Origin of the sequence: Mariniphaga anaerophila (assembly GCF_900129025.1) — a bacterium.
Classification (GTDB): domain Bacteria; phylum Bacteroidota; class Bacteroidia; order Bacteroidales; family Prolixibacteraceae; genus Mariniphaga; species Mariniphaga anaerophila.
In genome coordinates, this window is the sequence record NZ_FQUM01000002.1 from 583,515 (window position 1) to 601,213 (window position 17,699).

Genomic DNA, 17,699 nt, shown 5'->3' on the forward strand with positions numbered 1-17,699 from the left:
TGTATGATAAAGCCGCCACTGGCAGCCGTTGAAGTTAGCTATTCAGCTAAAGTAATATTTCCTATTTTATATCGTTTATGAGAATCTGAATTGTTGTAGGGTAGCTCGAATATTGGAGTCCCATCAAGAGTTCCTACAGAGATATATAAATCATACGTTCCGGGCAGACATGTTCTTGAAAAAAGGCCTTTTATATCATGAAATGAAGGAGCCACAACGAATGAGGAAGTCAATGGGTATTCTGCTGCTTCTCCCGGAGGCGCTGGCTGCATCTTTTTTACATTAAAAGAGGGGTCGACTAAAACTGAAACTATTCCTCCTTTTTTGTCTTTCAATGTAAAGCAAGGATACCCCCCGGCATAACATGGTGCAACTCCGACATTTTTCCAAACGGATTGTATAATGAAAGATTCTGATTTTTTTATTTCTTTTGGGTATACTAAATGAGTAACCTGCAGCCGATATCCCAAACGCCTGTTGATTCGACTTATTACATCTTCATTTTCATTCAATAATAATCTTGGCCAGGTATGTATGGACATATAGGATGCATGATAGTCTTCTATCGATTGAATAAGCAATTCTTTATTCCAGCACCCCCTGGCTTTGGAGCCTTCATAGTGTTCATGTTCCAAAATAACAGGTAACGACGGCCAGAATAGCTGCGCCATTTCGCTGTGAAACCATTGCTTCGGCGCTTTTTGTACCAGTATGCTGTCGTCTCTCATGGTCACTCCCCGTGAAAAAGCATAATCCATAATAGGAAAACGTTTTCCCGGAGTATATGCGCCGGCATAATCGTCTGAAATACACAGCAAGGTTTTTTTAAAGTGGCGGCAATAAATATCGATATGTTTTTTTTGAGTTTTTATTCCCCATGATTTTCCGTGTACAGGAGTGGAAACAATTGTATGTCCTTCTCCCCACATGCCATAATGACCAACATCAACGAACGCAACATTAGGATTTTCATCATATTTTTCGGCCATCTTCGCAACAAATTTTTCAACTTTTTCAACGAAAACTGGGTCGTCATAATCAGGTTCAATATAATCGTGAGCCTTATAATATTTAGCTCCTGCATCGAACACCCATTGAGGAGTTCCCTGATGCATCCAGTTTTCAGTTGCAGTAATCCGGAACGCTACTTTTTTCCCTTTTTCAATCCATCGTTGGGCAGGCGTATCCAGAATTTCCCACGTATACTGGTTTTCTTCAGGTTGAACAAAAGCCCAGGGAATACGAAGATATACAGTACTTAACCCCGGAAAATCGTCCAGGGTGTCTGAAGGTGCTAATTTGGAACCATAGTTACTCAGCAGATTCGAATAAAAATGCATGGTCCAACCCATATCCGGATTTACCAATGCTTTGCCGTTATCTTCAGGGAAAAACTCATATATATCAGAGGGGTCTGTCCTTCCTTTTTTTAATGAATGATTCGTTGATAGCATATTATTGGGGACAATAACAACTGATAGCATACCAGTTGTTGCAAGTCCCATTTTGTTTAAAAATTCTCGTCGGTTTATCCCTTCCATACTATTATTTTTCACGTGTGAAATCGTCGGTTCTAAAGGAACTTGCCGGCAATCCGTGTGCATTAAATAACGAGCCTTTTAAGAAGTTTTTAAATCCATAACGTACATAATACGGCTCTTTTACATCATCTGACCAGACTTCGATCGTGTTCCCAAAGTTATTAACCACAGCTTTTGCTGTAACATATTTGCCATCTTTGCCGGCAATCTGAAAGCCTTCAAGCTCAACTAACCTGGGGTACAGGCCAATTTCTGCATTTTTAAAAGCAAGAATCATTTTATTCTGCTCAATATTTACCGATTCTAAATTGGGTCCATCACATGGAAAATTTTCAAACTGATAGGTTTTGGCCAAAGCCTGATAGGCTAAACGCTGGCCAACGATTTCCTTTTCTGCCGGATGGATACAGCTTTGTTCTCCTTTATCCAAAGTTATGGCCATTCCTGAATTGGGAATAATTGTAGTGCACTTTAGCTGGGATTCCCTTAGAAACGCACTTTCTTCTTTGTCTTTCCCGCTGTAAACGAAAGGAGCAATTTGCACATAATAGAATGGAAGATTTTCATCGCCAAACAAAACACGCCATTCTTTAACCATGTCAGGGAATAGAGAAGTATATTGATCGTAGTTGGGAATATTGGTTTCGCCCTGATACCAAATAAAACCTTTTATGGTATACTTACTTACCGGACGAAGCATTCCGTTATATAAAAGAGTAGGAACCTGTTGCGGGTGAGGTGAATCCAGGTTTAGATTGTCCAGTTTGATATTTGGATACATTCTCAGTATGTCCTTGCTCATCCATGCCTCAATAGAGGCACCTCCCCAACTAACGTGAATCATGCCAATGGGAATGTGCAATGCCTGATATAAGGTTTTTGCATAAAAATACCCCACTGCACTGAATTTCCCTGATTCTTTGATAGACGCCTGTTTCCAGCTTCCTTCAACATCATCTTGAGGAGTTAATGCCGGAGTTTTGATTCCGGTATACATGCGAATTTCGGGATACTGTTCTGATTCAATAATAGCATTAAGCGAATTTTCTACAGGTTGGCCGGTAAAGCCTTTCAATGGCATTTCCATGTTCGATTGTCCTGAGCATACCCAAACATCCCCAAGAAAAACATCGCTAAGAACAGTTTTTTCTCCATCATCAAAACATATGGAATAAGGTCCGCCGGCCTGAATCGTTTTTATTTTTACAGTCCAATTTCCTGCCTGGTCGACTGTTGTTTTGTAAACTTTGTTATCCCATGAAGTGGTTACTTCTATAGTTGTATGCCGGTTACTCTTTCCCCACAGGCAAACTTCTGCGTCACGTTGTAAAACCATATTATCTCCAATTACAGAAGGGAGTATAACATTTGCATGCAGTGTTGTCATGTTGGTCAATACAACAACAATAATAAATAGTATTCTTTTCATGTTTTTCAGATGTAGAGCAATAATATGTAAAAAAGATATTTAAAACAACACCACCTTCCTTTTAGAAGGTGGCGTTTCAATTAAAGACAAAATGATCAGCTAATTATTAGTTCCATCCCGGATTTTGAAAATTTTCCCCGGTATATTCTTTCAACCGAATAACTTCATCTCCGGGTATAGGAAAAATTAAGTATTTATCATCGTAAGCTTTTCTGTCATTATCTACGACAATGCGCTCGTAAGTATATTTCCCGTCGTTTTTTATGGCTTTCATACCGGTTACAACTTTATCAGTCTGTGACAAAATTTTCCAACGGCGAACATCAAAAAAGCGGTGTTCTTCAAATGCTAATTCCACGCGTCTTTCGTTTCTTACTTTTTTTCGGAACTCGTCACAGGTAATATTATCAGGAACCGAAACCATTCCTACTCTGTTGCGAACCGTATTTACAGCGTTAATCGCATTTTTGGGAACATTGGCATTGCCCTGAGCTGCCGCCGCTTCATTAACCGCTTCTGCCATGTTAAGGTATAACTCAGCCAGACGGAACACTTTAAAGTAACCGTCTTTATTCGTGTTTTTATCGGAAGAGTAGTTGGAAAATTTCCTTAAATAATATCCGGTACGGGTATTGAGGGATTTTGTTTTTGAAATTTCACAATTTCCTCCTTCATATGTCCATACCCTGCTGTTTGCATCATCGAGCCTGTAAGGTGCTCCGTTATAATAAACAGAAGCTTTCAGTCGGGGATCCCTGTTCGCATAAGGGTTGTTTTCGTTATATGCTGTTGCTTCAGGATTAATGACAGGTTCTAAATGATTAGCATCTTTATATCCCAGAATAGGAGCTTTACCATTAATGGTTTCATATGAATCTATCAGCTCTTGAGAGGGACAGATGCCTGCTTTTTCTGAACCTGAGGTAATTGGTAAACCACAGTATTTAAATATCGCCAACTGCACGTTTTTTGTCTCATAAATGGTTTCTTTATCAGAAACACCGTTGACGTCTGAACGAGTGTAAAAATACACATCATACGGAGAATAGCCGGCAGTACTACCCGGGTAACTTTTATACAGGCTGTACCCATTTTGAACACAAGCTTCTAAGGCTTCGGTTGTAATAATTGCCGCATCAGCCCAGGTAATTGTTCCGTCACTCCACAAAGGGCTGGCAGCATAAAGAGCCGTTTGTGATTTAATTGCATGCACAACAGCTTTTGTGAACTTGCCCCTGTCGCTTTCAGCACTACCAGCAATCCATCCGAGTTCATTGTCTTTTGCTGTTAAAGCACTGTCGCAATCTGCAAAAATTTGTTTTGCGCAGTCTGCAAAAGAATTTTTTCTCACTTGTGAATAGTCAAAGTTCATAGGATAAGGTTCGGTGGCAATGGGCACCCCTCCGAATCGTTTTATAAGTTGTAAATAGTAATAAGCTCTAATGGCATAAGCCTGATATTTCCAACTGTTGCGGTTTATCTCGTTGTTAATGCGAGCGGTATAAATGTTATCCAGGAAAATATTGCAGTGACGTATTCCGGCCCAATAGTGCTCCCACCATCCATTACGTATAGGATTATAGTAAGGGGTCATGCGGCCCTGATACCAGCTTGAAGCACTACCGTTTAATACATCCCGGGCATCATGGGCTTCATCTGAAAAGGCAGCCAGCATAGTGTGGTCAGAATATTGCATCCCTAATGGCTCGATATATGCATAACAGCGATTCAAATATGCGGCTGTTTTTTTATCGTTCTGAAATATTTCATCATAGGAAATTCTTCCATCCTCGTATATGTCTATTTCTGTACAGGAGCCTAACAAAGCAGCTGTAAGAATAATCAACGAATATTTTATTATTTCTCTCATTTGATTTTATTTTAGAAAATAATATTGAGTCCCAAATTATACGTACGATATTGGGGATAGCTTGATAAACTGCTTGTTTCCGGATCCAAATCCTTAAATTGCATATTGTCAAATGTCAACAGGTTTGTTCCACTCAAATAGAAGCGGATTTTTTCTGTCGAAATTTTGTTGCACAAACGACTTGGTAAATTGCATCCAATTTCTATGTTTTTCAACCTTAAATAAGATTTGTCGCCAATGAAAAAGGAGTTGGCTTGTATGCTTGAAGAAGCACTGGTAGACAAAGCCGGGTAAGAAATTTTTTCTCCGTTTTGGAAGCGTTCGGCGCTCCATGCATTTTTATGCAGCTCGCTGTATGTGCCTTCGCTGTATATTTCATTAACACCAATCCCTGAATAGTACCCTGAAACTTTTGATATACCCTGAAACTGAACAAATAAATCAACGACTTTATATGCTAAGTTAAGGTTTGCTGCGTATGCTAGTTGAGGAAGCGTGTTGTATTTTATAGGAGCATTATCCTGATTGTTGATAACTCCGTCTTCGTTCAGGTCTTTATAAATAAAGTCTCCCGGACGGGGAGCTATTCCCTCATAATGCAGGTTACTGTCAATAATTTCCTGCTCACTGTTAAAGTATCCGTTTCCGTTAGAATAGTCAACAAGTAATCCGAAGTTTTGCCCAATTGAATAGCCAGTACTGCGATATGGATAGAAAAAATTGCTTGAAGCGCGATTAACCTCATTTATATCAACAATTTCATTTTTATTGTAAGCAATATTTCCGGAGGCGCTAATATGCCACTCGTTGTCAATTTGTTTCTCGTATGCCAGTTCAATTTCAAATCCGTGATTTTTTACTTTTCCGCTGTTTTCATACGGATAATAGTCAAGGGGCAAACCCTGCAATCCGGGTATTTGGCTGTTTTTAATCAGTACATCGCTCTGGTTGTGAATGTAATAATCAAAATTCATAGTAAGGGAGTTAAACAAACCGATACTGACCCCATAGTTCTGCTGTCTGGAATCTTCCCATTTTAGATACGGATTTCCCAATAAAGATTCGTAAATGATAGCGCCGGAATACAATCCGCTGATATATCCACCACTTCCTAAACGTATATCATCTTCATACATGTATCTGCGATCGGTAAACTGGTCATTACCAACTTTTCCATACGAAGCTTTAAATTTCAGCAGCGTTAACCAGGAATCGGTATTACTTTTAAGAAAATTTTCGTTCGATGCAATCCATGCTCCAGAAATGGTAGGGAACAATCCGTAACGGTTTTCCCCTCCGAATTGGTCGGATGTCATAAAGCTTGCATCCATCTGGATATAGTATTTGCTGTTGAACCCATATTTGGCATGACCGTTAAATGAAATTTGATCATAAGGAAGCAGTTGTGAACCAGCTCCTTCCTGTATTACATCTTGATTAAAATAGCTCACGAAAGCATTAACTTCATGAACTTTATTAAATGTTCTTTTGTAATTGATAAATCCCTGGAAATTAATAAAGTAACGATAATTGGAGCCTTTGTTTAGTTTTAACTCTGAATCAATCCACGAGCCAAAAGGTTTGAAAGCCAATTCATCATAACTACTGTCGTCTTTAACATAGCGGGCATAACTCCTCGAACCGAATATTCCACTTTGATGACGTGATTCGTATCCAAAAATACCTTTCATATTAAGCCCTTTGGTTATAAAACCTATATCCCAATCTAATCCCAACGCAACATTCACTGTTGTTTCTGTATATTTTTGGGACCCCGAGCGGTTTATTTTGCCATAAATGGGGTTGGTATCCCATGGTGTGGCAATAACGTTGCCATCAGGAGTCAGAGGGCCGTATTCTGTAGCAGGCATGCTAAATATGCCACTTAATATATCACTTGTCGAATATGCAGGTGAATTAATTCTTTTTACAACCACCATCTGATTTAAGAAAGCACGCAAATTTGAAAGCAATTTAATGTCGATATTAGTTCTTTCGTTAAATCGCTGCATATATTTTGACGGGTCACATACTTCTTTTTCCTGTACCTTCAATAAAGCGTCTTGCTCTATAAATCCTGTATTAACGAAATACTTGACACGTCCATTCCCTCCGCTTATATTAACATTGTAACGCTGCATGGGGGCAATGTCCTTCATATAAGCATCGTACCAATTGTTATCGGGGAAAAGTTCGCGATTTTCTCCAGTTCTGTATGCATTAATTTTTTTCTCACTAAAAGGCATGTCCATATCGTCATTGCTGGCAGCTTCATTACGTAACATCGCGTACTCCCAGCTATGAAGCATTTTGGGCCTGACAGTAGCTTCCTGCAGGGAGAAATCGGCAGACACCGATACTTGTGATTCTCCGTTATAACCGCGCTTGGTTGTAATAAGAATAGCACCGGCAGAACCATTAAACCCGTATAATGCAGTGGCCGCGGCGTCTTTTAATATAGCTATAGATTCTACTGTTTTGGGGTCAAGCATGTTCAGGTCGAAAGTAGGAGAGGGGACTCCGTCAATTACAAAAATCGGATGGTTACCACTTGTAGAATTACGGCCACGAATGAACATTCCAACACCATCATATCCGGGTTCGCCACTTCCCTGGAGAATAGTGAGGCCGGCAAGTTTGCCTGTTAAAGAGCCTGCAAAACCTCCAGACGGATATTTTTCCAGCTCACTGCCTTCAACTATTGAAAAAGCCCCTGTTATACTTTTTCTTCTTTCTTTTCGAAGCATTGAAACAGGTATGTATTCATCTTGCCTGTGTGCATCAGGTATAAGGGAGATGGTAACATCATCGCCACTTTTTACCGATAATAGTTTGGTTTTGTAGCCTGTGAATTCTACCAGAAGTTCGGCAACGTCGCCAGTAAGAGGAACCGCAAATTTTCCCTGTCTGTTGGTTGAAATAGAGAAATCTGTTTCAGGAACAGAAACAACAGCACCAACAATAGGTTTTCCTGTCTCATCAATAATAACCCCGGATACAATTTTTTTTGAAGCTGTTTGCTCCATCCGGTTTTTTGCCGAATAATTGTTCCCGGCAAAGGTATTGTACCCCAATAAGCATGCGGCTAATAAGAGGAGGATTGTTTTTCTCAAAGAATATTGTTTTGTTATCATAATTTCAATCTGTTATAAAATATTACCATCCAGGATTCTGCCATTTCTGACCGGTCTGAGTCTCCAGTTTGGAAACCTCAGCCAACGGTATTGGCATCCAGTGATATTTTCTTTCGTATGACATTTTGCTGGGGGAGCTTGAGTCTAGAGTACCTACAAGAATTCGTTTATAAGAAAATGTATTATCTGCGTTTTTAGTAATCTCCATTCCTGTACTGAATTTCTCAACTATATTATCTTCGTCAGGCATGCTCCATCTTCTGGTGTCGAAATAACGATGTTCTTCGTAGCATAATTCAACCCTGCGCTCATGGCGAACCAACAGTATAGCCTCTTCTTTTGAAGATGCTTTTACATCTACAGATGCTGGAAATCCGGCACGATGCCTGATTGTGTTCACATATTTCATTGCTTCATCTGTTTTGCCACATTCGGCAGCTGCCTCTGCTGCATTCAGGTAAACAGCTCCCAGACGATAGTATTTCCATGTTCCGTCGTCTTGCGGACGCAGTGGCCCTGATTCCGGGTGCATAAATTTTTTGGAATAGTAACCGGTACGTGTATGTGAGCGGTTATTAGGGTGTATTCCACAATTCCCTCCCACATAAGTTTCAATTTTTGTTGAAATGCCCGACATTAATTTATAACTGCCGTTATAAAATACTGTAGCATAAAAACGTGGGTCGCGGTCTTTGTAGGGGTTTTGGAGATCGTAACCTGAATCAGGATTGTAATTGGGTTGCAGTTTTGTTTCATCTTTGTATGGTTTAGCCAAATTCAGAACAGGTTTGCCGGTGGTAACCATATCAAAAGCATCTACAAGTTCCTGGGTAGGTACACATCCTGCCATATAACCCCCTTCAATAGGAAAGCCCCTGATAACAAAGTGCCCGGCAGCTTTATGCCTGTTTTGCCATATGGTTTCACGGTCACGCGGGTTTTCGTTCAAATCGGCTGTTTCAACAAAATATTCTTCATACGCACTGTTATACAGGTTTGTATTATGTACTTTGGTATATAATTCGTAGCCATTGGCAAGTAACATATCTAAACTCTCCTTGTTAACCTTGTATGCCCATTCCCAAATGTTTTCGCCACCATTGTTTTGCGGACTTGCTGCAAATAGACTGGCCTCTGAACGAATAGCAGCAGCTATGGCTTTGGTCATTCGGTGAATTTCTGCCTCAGATTTGATTCTCCAGGGAAGTGTCTCGCATTGAATCGCGAAGTCACAGTCATCTACAATCTGTTCTGCACATTCCACAAAAGTATTTCTCTTCATTTTTGAGTAATCGTAGTCCAGCGGTATTGCTTCTGTTTCAATAGGAAGACCTCCATACCATTTAATCAGTTGGAGAAAAAAGTAGGCTCTTAACACATGAGCTTCTGCCGTCCAGCGTTCTCTAATCGCTTCTGTCTCTACAACAGCGGAAGGGATTCTCTCCAAAAAAACATTGATAGTACGTATCTGAGTCCAGTATTTACTCCAGTAAAGGCCATCCATAGAAGGAATGTTAGGCTCTTCGAGCGGATGTCCTGTTGAGCTGGTCATTCCTTTGTACATTTTTGCTATTTGCAATCCCTGACCATCATCACAATCCCAGGTTTCGTCGCAAATGCCTGTAGGAATATTTGCCCAGAAGTAATACCAGAATCCTTTTTTTGGAATATTGTTGTAGCAGTTACTTAAGTATTTCGCAGTCAATTCAGGATCCTGAAATACTTCGTTGAGTGTAACACGCCCGTCAGGTGTAACATCGAGTATATCTTCACACGAATAAAAAGATACGATGGCGATTAATAATATTATGAATTTCTTTTTCATTTTCATTTGTTTTATTTAGAAGATTACATTTAATCCTACATTAAATGTTCTCATATTTGGATATTGCGTAGGTCCGGTCTGTTCCGGGTCAAAACCTTTTGTCTTCAGGTTGTGCCAGGTATATAAGTTATTCCCATTGATATACAAACGAATAGTTTCGGAACCTATAAGGCGGCAAACCCTTGCCGGGAAAGTGTAGCCTATCTCGGCATTTTTTAACCGCACAAACGAAGCGTCCATAATATAATAGTCATTCATAACGTGGCTGGTTGATGTAGTATTTGCCAGGCGGGGGTGTGAAATATTGATATCCTCTCCATTTAGCTTTTGTTCATAACGCTCTTCCGACCATCTGTCCATGTGCATATCGAAATATGCCTTAGCACTCAATTCTTCGAAAATACCGGCATCTGCATAATATTTACTGAACTTGCCAATCCCTTGAACTAAACAAGAAAAGTCAAGTCCTTTAAACTGAAGATTCAAACTGGCGCCATATGTTGATTGAGGTAATAAACTTGAATATTTGATAGGAACGATATCCCTGTCGTTAATTACCCCGTCGTTATTTTGGTCAATATAAATGAAGTCTCCGGGAAGTGGAGTTCCAATTTCATATTTCAACCCGCTTTTCTCAATACCTTCTTGGCTATTAAAGAAGCCGCTTCCGTCTTTCCCTTTTTCGTCATCTACCGAACGGTCTATCTGGTACCCCCAGTTCTGGCCGAGGGCGAATCCTGTTGCCCGATAACGGTAAGCATAATCTTCGGGCAGCTGAGCTTCGTCAGCGTACAATACTTTATTTTTATTGTAGCTATAATTAAGCCCTACCCCCAGTGAGAAGTCTTTATTGATTGTTTTATTGTATCCTGCTTCAATTTCAAACCCTTTGTTATTCACCTTCCCCATATTCACCTTTGGCAAAGTATATTGAGGCCTGCCCTGAATTTCAGGAATAATTCCGCGGGAAATCAGAATCTGATCTCGATCTTCAACAAAATAGTCAAATGCCAGAGTGAAATTTCTGTATAAACTTAAATCGAGGGCATAGTTTTGCTTCTCCGCAATTTCCCAGGTGATGTCAGGATTTCCAATATAATTTTCCTCTATTTTTCCTCCATGGCCTAAACTTGGAACAGGCAGTACCAAAACGTCGGCATTTGTCCATCCGTTTGGATTAATTTTGTCGAGGTACAAAAAGCGGGCATTGCCAATTTTGTCATTACCAACTTTCCCGAAAGAACTTCTTACTTTTAAGTTTGTGATGACGTCATTATTTTTCAAAAAGGCCTCATTGCTGACAACCCATCCGGCGGATACCGCAGGGAAAAAACCAAAACGTTTATTTGGCGAGAATTGCTCGGAGCCATTGTAACCCATATTTACCTCAAATAAGTAGCGGTCATCGTAAGCATAGGTGCCTCTGACAGAAAGTCCAATTACATTAAAAGGCAGGTATTTATCCGTTACATTGTCATCCTGAGAGGCTTCCTTGTAATCTCTCTGGGCTAAAACCAGCCCTCCCAAACGATGTTTTTCCCCAAATAATTTTTGATAGTTAACTTGCCATTGTAAGTTTAAGAAATAGCCCGAAGCAGTACCTTTACTTACAGAAATCGGTCCTTCTGAATCGTCATCTCCTCCTTCAAGTGTATAAATGTAGTCATCGTCGCCGTTTCTTATCCACCGGTAACGAACGTAGGGATGATCGCCTACTATTGTAGATCTGGCATGGCTGTCATAAGAAACCTGGGCTTTGGTAGACAAGCCAGGAGTAATAAATCCTAAATCAATGTCTAAGCCCGCAACAGCATTTAATCCTGAATTGGTATCTTCTCTGTATCCTGCCCGGTTTAGCAATGCGTATGCAGAACGCAGCGGATCATTAGGATCGCAAACTACCCGGTTGGGTAATGCCGGGCTAACCACATTATTGAATTGTAACATGTAGTCGGTATTGGACAACGGACCGGCCGAGGTGGGACGGTGGGTCAATGACCCTACGAAAATTTCGGAAATAGATTCTTTGGTAGAATTTACTTTCTCAACATAGCTGAATAAGTTCGCAAAGACTTTAATATTTTCATTAAAATGATAGTCAATGTTTGAGCGGAAATTATATCTGTCAAGAGAAGATTGAGGATTATAACCTAGCTGCTCCTTATTTTCTACATTAAATATACCTCCCTGGTTAACATAGCCTGTATTGATGAAATATTGAACTTTATCGCTTCCTCCCGAAAGGTTTACGTTGGTTTTAACCATAGGCGCAAACTTTTTAAACAGTATATTTTGCCAGTTCTGGTTGGGATGCCAATACGGATCTTCCGGGTTTCCTGTTTCCCAGGTTTCGAACAGCCTTATATCTTCTTTTGAAAATTCAGAATAGTCGCCGGCCCCCTCATTTTTCCTTGCTTCATTGCGCAATACCGCATAATCCCATGAATTGATGCGTTCCGGTTGAAAGGCAAATTGTTGCATACTATATTCGGCAGACACATTAACTTCAACTTCGCCTTTCTCCCCCCTCTTTGTAGTAATAAGTATTACTCCGTTGGCCCCGCGCACACCAAACACTGCTGTAGCAGAGGCGTCTTTCAATACCGAAATATTGGCAATTTCGTGTGGGTCGATACTGGAAAGGTTATCATACGGGACTCCATCTACCAGAATAAGGGGGCTCGTTCCGTTAGTGGTAGCCGCACCTCTTAAGAAGAGATTTACATTTTCACGTCCGGGTTCTCCACTTGTTTGAATAGTAGTTAAGCCGGGAAGCCGTCCTGCAAGCGCCGAAGCAACATTGGTTGTAGGTGTCTTGAGTAGGTCTTTGTTGGTAACAGATGCAACAGATCCTGTTATAGTTACTTTTTTCTGAGCTCCGTAAGCAACTACTACAACTTCATCGAAAGTTTCTACATCCGAAACCATTTTGATTCTGATGGCTTTGTTGCCGGTAACTTCTATTTCCTGTGATTGATACCCTATGTATGAGAATACCAAAGTAACAGGCATGGGGACAGAAATGGAGAAATTGCCGTCAATATCTGTAACTACTCCATATCTTGTCGAGCCTTTCACAACAATATTTACCCCAATAAGTGGTTCTCCGCTTTCGTCAACCACTGTCCCTTTTATGGTTTCGTTCTGCTGTTCAATACTGACTTTATCCGGGATTGCACTAACTGTGCCGGGTGAAGTAATTATGTGAAATAAAGAAAGAGAACCGATTAGAATAATCCTCTTTAAACGGTAAGAAAATATTTTTTGTTGATTTTGTAATTTATACTTCATGACTGAATATTAGAATTTGATTAACATTAAAAGCAATGCTAAAAGATGACCTTTTACCCCTTTTAAACAGGATGAATTTTGTTATTTCCATAAGCATGAGATTTTTCGTTAACAGATAATTTTAAGTTTTCCCATTTGAGCATAAACCGAAGTGCAGTTATGCAGGTGAAATTTTGTAAGCAACCAGATTTTTTGTTTAATCCCATAGTTTCAGATTTTAATTTGTGCGCACAAATTTAGGAGCCGGGTGTACAAATAAGCTATTAAAATCGTTTGTTTTTTTATTTTAAAAATACTTATCCTCTATGTTTTATTATGATTTGTACAATAGAGCAAAATAAACGAACGAAAAAGGCATGCGGGGTGAACATTCGTTTTTGTACATTGCGGGCATTGAAGATTAAAGATGAAAATATGCGTTTTTGGGTGATTCTCCTTTTAACAACTATAAATTTTGTTCAAAACACATATGCGCTAAACAAAAAACTGGAGGTGTCTAATTTTTGTTTCAGGCATTTAACAGTAGATGACGGGCTGCCTCATTCAGATGCCAATGTAACTGTTCAGGACGAACATGGATATATCTGGATTGGTTCTTATTCCGGATTAAGTCGTTATGACGGCTACAAAGTTCACAACTTTTATAACGAACTCAGTAAAATTAACAATTCCTACCTGAATCGTATCACTGATATCTCGGTTGATACTGATGGAATGTTATGGCTGGCTACGTTTGCCGGCGTTCAGCTATTTGACCCAAACCGTGAATGTTTCGTTCCTCTGACTGTTCGAAATGAAGTAATTTTTGAAGATGACTATGAAATAGAAAAAATAGTAGCAGCAGGAAAATTTTATCTGTTTGTAAAGAATAACAGGAACAGGCTCATTGTGTACAAAAAACATGACAATAACGTTCTTACGCGTGAGCCCTTTAGCTTGAATGCCAAATGTTTTTCTCTGTTTTGCGACAATGAAGACCGTGTTTGGATAAGTACCGATGAAGGACTATATGTTTGGCAGGAGAACAGTGAGTTTATTCATTTAAAGCTGGCAGAGTCACTAAGTAAGACAGAAGGAGGGACAATTCGTTTTTCATTAATCGATTCAAACGATAACCTGTTATTCGCCACCGAAAAAAGCCTGTTTCGTTGTGAAGAAGATGTGAATACGTTATTTCGAAACGACAATAATGTATTGAGTAAAGTGAAACGAATGCCCGTGGATTTTTCGAATGGACTGATTACTGATGCTGTTGAAGACTGCCAGGGAAATTATTGGGTAAGCTCGTTAAAAGGTTTATTTTTTTTACATAATGAAGTAAATCAATATTCTTGTAAACCCATTTATGCAGGTAATTTGAATAGTAGCCTGAACTCCGATTTTATTAGCAATTTGTTTATAGACAGAAGCGATAATCTCTTTATATCTACCTATGGAGGAGGGGTAAATATTTTTGATTTACACCAGAAACCTTTTCTTCAGATACAGCATTTGCCTTTTTCTAAAAATACATTATCAGAAAAAATAGTCAGGGCAATAGCAGACGATGGAGATTATCTTTGGCTGGGTACGAATTCAATGGGACTAAATCGTTTGAATAAAGAAACCGGAATTTTTACTGCATTCACTCATGACGTAAACGAATCTGAAAGCATCGGAGCCGACGGTATAAGAGCATTGCTGAATGATGGTAACGGACACTTGTGGATAGGACATACCAAGGGCTTGGATATGGTTTCCTCTACTTCCGGAAAACAACTGCGTTTTGTACATATGGACGCAGAGGCTGGATTTCCGTCGTCCGAAGCATCATGCATTGCCAAAGACTGTTTTAATCAAATATGGGTAGGTACTTGGAATAGTGGTATTTGCCGTATCCGCGAAAACGAAAACGGGCAATTTGAAACCAGTGCCTTTAAAACTTTAAATTCTAATTATCCTGCATTTTCTCCTTCGAGAATTATTACCGTTTATGCAGATTCTCTTCGCCCTGAAGTTTTTTATTCGTCAGGAAAACAAATCATCCGATTGTTTTTGGACAAGAAGGGAGATGTTTCAGAAGCATATATTTATCAGGGAGATGAAAAAAAGGAACATTCGTTAAGCTCTAATTACATATGTTCCATTCGTCGTGAAAATGATTCAATATTGTGGGTCGGATGCATAGGAGGCGGAATAAACAGGATGACGCTACTTCCGGACGGGGACTATAAAGCGGAAATTTTTTCCTCGGAGGAAGGCATAAACCAAAGAGACATTGAATGCATCGAGATCGATAATCAGGGAAATATTTGGGGAGGAGGAAATGGATTGGTTCGATACCAGAAAAAAACAGGAGTTTTTAAGTCGTACAGACCTGTTAACGGGATTACAACCAATAGTTACAAGGTTGGAGCTTCTTGCGTTGGAAAGGATGGATTGATATATTTGGGAGGTATTAAAGGTGTTGTTTATTTTAACCCAGAAAATATTCTGGATAACATGCTGGTAGCAAAACCGAGGGTTTCTGCAATAGCGGTTAATAACCACAGAAAAGTATTGTCAGATAAATTGAAGCTAAACTACAAAGAAAATAATCTTACATTATGTCTGACGTCTACACATTATGCAAGCCCTAAAAACTGCCAGTTTCTGTATCGTCTGGTAGGATACGATAAAAAGTGGAAATTAAGCCCTTCCCATTCTAATATGGTTTATTACACCAACCTCCCTTACGGAAAATATATTTTTGAAATGCAGGCATCTAATCCTGATGGAATATGGAGCTTTGACACATATTCTTTACCTGTTGAAATACAGCCACCATGGTGGTTGTCTGGTTCGGCAAAGGGCATGTATTTAATTTTGTTCTTATTGTCTTTTTATATAATATATTTCTACCTGTTGCGATGGATAAACCTGAAAAAACAGTTGAAAATAAAAGAGATACACGAAGTCCAAAATGAACGTATTCATGAACTGCAACTTGAGTTTTTTACAAATATATCCCACGAATTCAGAACTCCATTAACATTGATTTTAGGAACAGTAGAAAAGTTTTCTCAGGAAAACAGATGGAATGCTTCTTACGGAGAGGTGTTGGTGAAAAATGTAAGAAGACTAATGTGTATGATAGATAACCTGATGGATTTCAGAAAAACAGAAACAGAAAATCCTGAGCTTACACTACAGGAGGAGGACGTTAACCTTTTTTTGCATAAACTATCTAAAGACTTTTATAACTTGGCATCAGTTAGGCAGATCGAACTCATAACTGATATTCCGAAGGAGGAAAGAAGAGTATGGTTTGATACTGAAATTATGGAGAAAATATTCCTGAATCTATTAAATAATGCATTTAAATATACACAAAAGGGAGGTGCAATTGAAGTTAAAATGTTAACTGAACAAGATGAGTATAAACCTGCATTTGATAATAGATACGAAATTTCAGCCAAGCAACCTTTAAAGGATAGCATCCGGTTTTATATACGCGATACAGGGACAGGCATCTCAAAAGAATCTATAAATAAGATATTTACCCGGTATTACCGTATTCATGATTCGGAATACGATCCGCACCTGGGCTCGGGAATAGGGCTTGCGCTGGTGAAAAGCCTTATTCAGCTTCATAAAGGTAGCCTTTTGGTTTCCAGTGAGCGTGATAAAGGTACAGACTTTTTTATCTCGATTCCTTGTCGCAGGGAAGATTATGGAGGAATAGGACTCCTGGCCAAAGAAGAGCAAAAAAACGCGTCAACAGGAGATATATTACTCGACAGGCAGGAAAAAGAATTGCTTCTCAAAGAGAAGAAAAATGGCGATAACGAATTTGGAGTTGACGAAAAGCCGCTGCTTCTTTTAGTAGAAGACAATGATGAGGTTCGAACATTTCTGTCCGGTTGTTTACAAAACCAGTTTCAGATTATACAATCGGTTGACGGCATGGATGCTCTTGAAATAATTCAGGATAACACGCCTGATATTATAGTGAGTGATATGATGATGCCCAATATGGATGGAAACATATTGTGCAGAACACTGAAGAACAGCACGAAAAATAATCAGATACCTTTTGTTATGCTGACGGCTAAGAATTCTTTGGAGGCTCGTATTGAAGGCACCAACGCAGGAGCCGATGCTTATCTTAGCAAACCAGTAAGCCTGAAATTGCTCCACTCAACAATTCGGAACCTGCTTGATAATAAGAAAAGGATAAAAAAATATATTTCCTCGAATTATTTATCAGACACCATTGAAGATACAGTGCAATGTAAGGACAAAGCTTTTTACGATAATCTGTTAAAGTTAATAGAGTCAAATATTTCAGATGTTAACCTTGATGTTGATTTCATTAGTAACACGATGGGGTATAGCCGCACCCGTTTATACCAAAAAGTAAAGCAAATAACTGGCATGCCTATAAAAGAACTGGTACGTACTATCCGTTTACAAAAAGCGATACAAATTATGGCAGAAGAAGACTTGTCAATTTCAGAGGTTATTATCAGAATTGGTTTTCAAAGTCAATCATATTTTACAAGTATTTTTAAGAAAAAATATGGGGAAACTCCGGCACAATTTGTACGCAATTTAAAGAAATAGCAACCCAATTTCTCCAACAAGAGTC

Annotated in this window: 7 protein-coding genes; 1 reads left to right on the forward strand and 6 read right to left on the reverse strand. The window is 39.3% G+C overall.

Annotation, left to right across the window (positions count from 1 at the left end; all coding sequences use genetic code 11):
* Positions 1–38: 38 nt before the first annotated feature.
* The 6 genes from BUB08_RS05610 to BUB08_RS05635 all read right to left on the reverse strand — a co-directional run bounded on the left by BUB08_RS05610 (position 39) and on the right by BUB08_RS05635 (position 13,090).
* A complete protein-coding gene (locus BUB08_RS05610) occupies positions 39–1,541 on the reverse strand; it encodes a DUF4832 domain-containing protein (protein ID WP_072999672.1) in 1,503 nt (500 codons plus the stop codon).
* A 4-nt stretch (positions 1,542–1,545) separates the two neighbouring features.
* Positions 1,546–2,970 (reverse strand): sialate O-acetylesterase, encoded by a 1,425-nt coding sequence (locus BUB08_RS05615; RefSeq protein ID WP_072999674.1) that lies wholly within the window; start codon positions 2,968–2,970, stop codon positions 1,546–1,548.
* Between the two features lie 106 nt (positions 2,971–3,076).
* A complete protein-coding gene (locus BUB08_RS05620; RefSeq protein ID WP_072999675.1) occupies positions 3,077–4,840 on the reverse strand; it encodes a RagB/SusD family nutrient uptake outer membrane protein in 1,764 nt (587 codons plus the stop codon).
* Positions 4,841–4,851: 11 nt separating this feature from the next.
* A complete protein-coding gene (locus BUB08_RS05625) occupies positions 4,852–7,953 on the reverse strand; it encodes a SusC/RagA family TonB-linked outer membrane protein (RefSeq protein ID WP_175549955.1) in 3,102 nt (1,033 codons plus the stop codon).
* Positions 7,954–7,996: 43 nt separating this feature from the next.
* Positions 7,997–9,799, reverse strand: a complete 1,803-nt coding sequence (locus tag BUB08_RS05630; RefSeq protein ID WP_083570614.1) for a RagB/SusD family nutrient uptake outer membrane protein — start codon at positions 9,797–9,799, stop codon at positions 7,997–7,999.
* 15 nt (positions 9,800–9,814) lie between these two features.
* Positions 9,815–13,090, reverse strand: coding sequence for a SusC/RagA family TonB-linked outer membrane protein (locus BUB08_RS05635; protein WP_072999681.1), 3,276 nt, complete (start codon positions 13,088–13,090; stop codon positions 9,815–9,817).
* Positions 13,091–13,582: 492 nt separating this feature from the next.
* Here BUB08_RS05635 and BUB08_RS05640 point away from each other — a divergent pair, with 492 nt between their 5' ends.
* Positions 13,583–17,674, forward strand: coding sequence for a hybrid sensor histidine kinase/response regulator transcription factor (locus BUB08_RS05640; protein WP_175549956.1), 4,092 nt, complete (start codon positions 13,583–13,585; stop codon positions 17,672–17,674).
* The last annotated feature ends 25 nt before the right edge of the window (positions 17,675–17,699 follow it).